The sequence below is a fragment of the Streptomyces sp. NPDC007856 genome, from assembly GCF_042868225.1.
GTDB lineage: Bacteria > Actinomycetota > Actinomycetes > Streptomycetales > Streptomycetaceae > Streptomyces.
Genome location: NZ_JBIAEC010000077.1, coordinates 1 through 4,462, shown reverse-complemented (window position 1 = coordinate 4,462; position 4,462 = coordinate 1). Strand labels below are relative to the sequence as shown.

Sequence of the window (4,462 nt, the reverse complement as noted above, 5' to 3'; positions counted from 1 at the left end):
TCCGACGACCCCAACGGAACGTTCATACCAGTCAGAAATACAACGATCCCGTTGTACCAAGGCTCCTCCTGCACGAACCACACCCATCACTCGAAACACGACCAGCCGCGTCCGGACCCGCACAACCCGCACACCGCACCACCACCCACCCGCACCACCACCCACCCGCGCCACCACAGCCCGCGGCCCCACCGCCAGGCAGCGATCAACCCAACCCAACCCGGCGCACCGCAGCCTGGCCCGGCATGGCCCAGACGGTGCGGCCCGGACTCGCGTGGCACGGCCCGGTGAGGCTCAGGCTCTCCGCGCCACACCGATACTCGCATCGTCACGTATGCACACGTGTTAGATATAGCACCCGAGGGGATCTTCACGGGGTGGCCGGCCATGGGGAAGTTGGGAATGTCACACGTCATGTGATCGGGTTGGGGGGATGGTGTGGTTGCCGGGTCGGGAGGTCGTGTGTCCTTGTGGATCGAGTCTTCCCGTTCCCGTCCGCCGGGTCCGGCCGACGGACGGGTAACGCTCGGAGGGGGGTTTGTTGGTGTCACGTTGGCTGGCCCAGTGGGATGATCTTCTGGTTGATCATGCTGGGAGCGGTCGTCCGTGGGCAGCGCGCCGCCATCGTACCGGGGTCACCGGTACCCGGTCGAGATCATCTCCCACTGCGTGTGGCTGTACCACCGCTTCCCGCTCAGCTTCCGCGAGGTGGAGGAACTGATGCTCCAGCGCGGCGTCATCGTCTCCTATGAGACCGTGCGCCGCTGGTGCGCCAAGTTCGGCCAGGCCTATGCGAACGGACTGCGCCACCGCCGGCCCCGGCCCGGCGACAAGTGGCACTTGGACGAGGTCTTCATCAAGATCAACGGAGAGCAGAAGTACCTGTGGCGGACCGTGGACGCCGACGGCAACGTCCTGGACATCCTCATGCAGAACCGACGGGACGCTGCCGCGGCCAGGCGGTTCTTCCGCAGGCTGATGAAGAAGACCCGTGCGGTGCCGCGGGTGGTGATCACCCACAAGCTCCGCTCCTACGGCGCGGCCTACCGCGAGGTGATGCCCTCGGTCGCCGTCAGTCGCCCACGCCGCGGCGGAGCTCCCACAGCTGGAGCGTAGAGGAGGAGTTGAGGGCGTAGGCGACGCCCGTGATGTCGTCCCGTGCGGCGACGTACTGCTTGCCCTGCCACAGCGGCAGGACCGGGACGTCATCGGCGACGATGTCCTGGATGGCCGTGAGGCTCTTGGCGGCGTTGAGCCGGTCGGCCTCGCGGCGGGACTCCGGGATCAGGGTGCGCTGGATGGCGCTGTTGGAGTACGGCGAGCCGAGGAAGTTGTCCTTGTCGAGGAAGGGCGCGAGGAAGTTGTCGGCGTCCGGGAAGTCGGGGAACCAGCCCATGCCGTAGACGTCGTACTGGCCCTTCTGCTCGGCGGGCCGGAAGACGTCCCAGAGGTGGCCCTGGATGGACGCGTCGAACAGGCCGCTGTCGTTGAGCTGCTTCTGCAGGATCTGGAACTCCTGCTTGGTGGCGGAGCCGTAGTGGTCGGTGGTGTAGTGCAGGGTCAGCTTGACCGGGGTGGTGATGCCGGCCTTGGTCAGCAGGTCCTTGGCCTTGGCGACGCTGGGGTTGCCGTACTTGTTGAAGAACGAGTTGGAGTGGCCGGTGACGGTGGCCGGGACGAGCGAGTACAGCGGTTCGGCCTGGGTGCCGTAGACCTTGGAGACCAACTCCGCGCGGTCGATGAGCTGCGCCATGGCCTGGCGTACGGCCTTGGACTTCACGCTGGGTGCGTTGGTGTCGAAGGCGAGGTAGCGGATCTCCAGGCCCGGCATGTCGACCAGATCGACGTTCTTGTCGGTCCCGGCGTCCAGCTTCTGGATCTGAGCGGGCGACATGGCCCGGATCATGACGTCGATGTCACCCTTGTCGATCGCGGCGCCCATGGCTCGGGGGTCGTCGAAGGAGCGCATGACGACCTTGTCGTTCTGCACCTTCAAACTGCCTTTGTAGGCAGGGTTCCTGTCGAAGGTGACGCTGGCGATCGAGTTGTCCTTGACCTCGGCCTTGAAGGTGTACGGACCCGAACCGTCGACCTGGAAGCCGTCGCGCAGCTCGTCCTTCCGGTAGTCCTTCGGGTCGATGATGCCCGCGACCGGGGTGGTCAGCTTGTACGGGAAGGTGGCGTCGGCCGCCTTGAGGTGGAAGACGACCTCGCGGTCGCCTCGCGTTTCGATCGTGTCGATGGTGCTCAGCAGGCCGGAGACGCCCGTCTCGGCCTTGATGCCCAGGGATCGTTCGATGGAGTACTTGACGTCCGCAGCCGTGACGTCGTCGCCGTTGGTGAACTTCAGCCCGTCCCGCAGCTTGCAGACGTAGCGCTCGCTGCCCTTGTCGGTGAACCCGCAGCCTTCGGCGGCCTCCGGTACCGGGGTGCCCTCGCCCTTGGGCATGATCATCAACGTCTGGATCGTCTGTCGCAGGAGGTTCCAGCTACTGGTGTCGTAGGTGTAGGCCGGGTCGAGGGGTGCCGGGGCCTCCCTAGTGGCGGTGAACCGGTCGGTGGTGCCGACGACGACGGTCTCGTTTCCGCCGCCGGACCCGCCGCACGCGGCGAGAACCGGGGTGAGCAGGCCGGCTGCTGCCGAGAGCGCCAAAGTCTTGCGGTTCATGCGCGGGGTTCTCCAGGGCTGTTCGGGTCGGTGTGCCCCGCATGCATGGGGCATGCAGCGGGTTTCACACAGTCTGCGGTGATGTCGCGCAACGACAGGGTCCACGCCCGCAGAAGGACTTCCGGAACCTGGGCCGAGGCCCCCCATGGCACCGTGACCGGGCGCGGACGCATGGATGGCACTGCAGCCACATAGCATTTGACGGCGCAACTTTATGGACGTGCTGATCAACTGTCAACACGTGTGAGCGCCGCCGGAGCGATCAGCCTTGGGTCCCCCAACCAACGGCCACCGCCAACGTCCTGTCTTCACTGGCAGTTCGGGCGGTGAGTCAGCCACCGGGTTCTTCTTCGCGTGTGCGTGTCCGGGTCGGCAGCATCGAGGAGATGTGAACCCCGGGCACGGTGTGATCCGTTGTCCTCAGTGGAGAGGTTGGCCCCTGCTGCCAGTTCACCTTCGGGCAGTAGGTGCGTAGCGCAGTCAGGCTCCCCCCGTCTTGACTGCGCGATGCGCCCTCTTCCGGCGGGCCCGATCCCCAACCTTTCCCTTTCGGGGATCGGGGCCGCCGCACTTGTAGGCCCGCGCACCGCTGGCTCAACCGTGGGACGAGCCCCGGGACAGGCGCCGTTCGACGAACGCGTCATCGATGGCTACGACGCCGCTCCGGTGACTGCCATGCAGGATTCGGCCCTCGCTGGGACGGTATACCGGTTCCCAGTCCCTTCGGTCCCTGATCGCTTCCCCGTCTACCCTCACCCGGGTCGGATCCGGCGCCGGCGCCGGTGCGCCGGCTCTGGCCTGATGGCACCAGCCCGCGCTCCCCGTAGGGAAGATCCCGAGGACGGGCCCGGGCTGTGCCCTTCACTTTCCAGGCGAAGGCCCCGCACTCCGGGCAGGCGCGAGCCGCTTCTTCCGCCGTGGCCGGATGCACCCGGCGGGTGCCGTCCTCAAGCCGCTTGACCCTTATGACGGACACCCCCTCGAGGCCGAGCAGCAACGTCGTACGGTTGACCACGCCCGTGGCTCCCACGTGATCGTTCTGCCTAGAGAACAGAAATGATCACTCAGGACCACGGGTTCCTTGTATCAGGGGCACCAAGCCCCTCACGGGTCGACTGCGACGAAGAGTCAGAATATCGGGCGAGGCGCATCGCTCAAGATCGAAGAACCGTCATCCCTGAAAGGGGCGTGTGACATATGCGACAGCCACTACGCCTTCCGGGCAGCAGCACTGAGGCAGTTGAATACGCCAGCGCACCACGCAGCGCACCGACTCCACCCACGTCCTGGCCGCGGTGCGCGACCTGACTCGCCTGGAGCTGATCACCGAGGCCGTCCGCGCCGCACTCGAAGAAGTCGCCGCACATCCCCTCACCTGCTCGACGAGCTGGTCGACGAGGACTGGGGGCTCGGCTACGGCCGACCGGTCCGCCTAGGCAAGAACCCCACCAAAACCCAAGACCAGGATCCTTGCCACCGGAAACTACGCCGTCCGGCTCCTGGAATACCTCTACCGGCACGGAGCAGACCGCACGTCCGGCCCTCGCATCCAGGCCCTGCGCCAGATCATGGTGCAGAACTACCACCGTGACGCCGCAGGGCACCTGCGCTGGCGCAGCACCGCGGAGGAAGACGGACCCGGGCTGCCGCCCTCGTCCCGGGCGGTCATCTCTCCGTACGACACCTCGGCCCGCTATGCACGACTTCGACGTCGATTCCGAGGCGGGCTCCGTGGTCGATGGCTTTCGTCCGGTAGCCGGTGTCGGCCCACGCCTTGGTCACTCGAGGGGCTGT

The 4,462-nt window shown here is 66.4% G+C and carries 2 protein-coding genes and 2 pseudogenes; 2 read left to right on the top strand and 2 right to left on the bottom strand.

Going from position 1 to position 4,462, the window contains the following annotated elements; all coding sequences use genetic code 11:
• Positions 1-606 precede the first annotated feature (606 nt).
• A pseudogene (locus ACFYOH_RS44395) lies at positions 607-1,068 on the top strand (IS6 family transposase); the annotation flags it as partial.
• Between the two features lie 4 nt (positions 1,069-1,072).
• On the opposite strand, the gene ACFYOH_RS44390 reads toward ACFYOH_RS44395, so the two are convergent.
• Positions 1,073-2,668 (bottom strand): ABC transporter substrate-binding protein, encoded by a 1,596-nt coding sequence (locus ACFYOH_RS44390; protein ID WP_388637947.1) that lies wholly within the window; start codon positions 2,666-2,668, stop codon positions 1,073-1,075.
• Between the two features lie 1,295 nt (positions 2,669-3,963).
• On the opposite strand from ACFYOH_RS44390, the gene ACFYOH_RS44385 reads away from it, so the two are divergent.
• Positions 3,964-4,104 (top strand): hypothetical protein, encoded by a 141-nt coding sequence (locus ACFYOH_RS44385; protein ID WP_388637945.1) that lies wholly within the window; start codon positions 3,964-3,966, stop codon positions 4,102-4,104.
• A gap of 250 nt (positions 4,105-4,354) precedes the next feature.
• Here the strand turns inward: ACFYOH_RS44385 and ACFYOH_RS44380 are convergent.
• Positions 4,355-4,462, bottom strand: a pseudogene (locus tag ACFYOH_RS44380) (IS5/IS1182 family transposase); the annotation flags it as partial.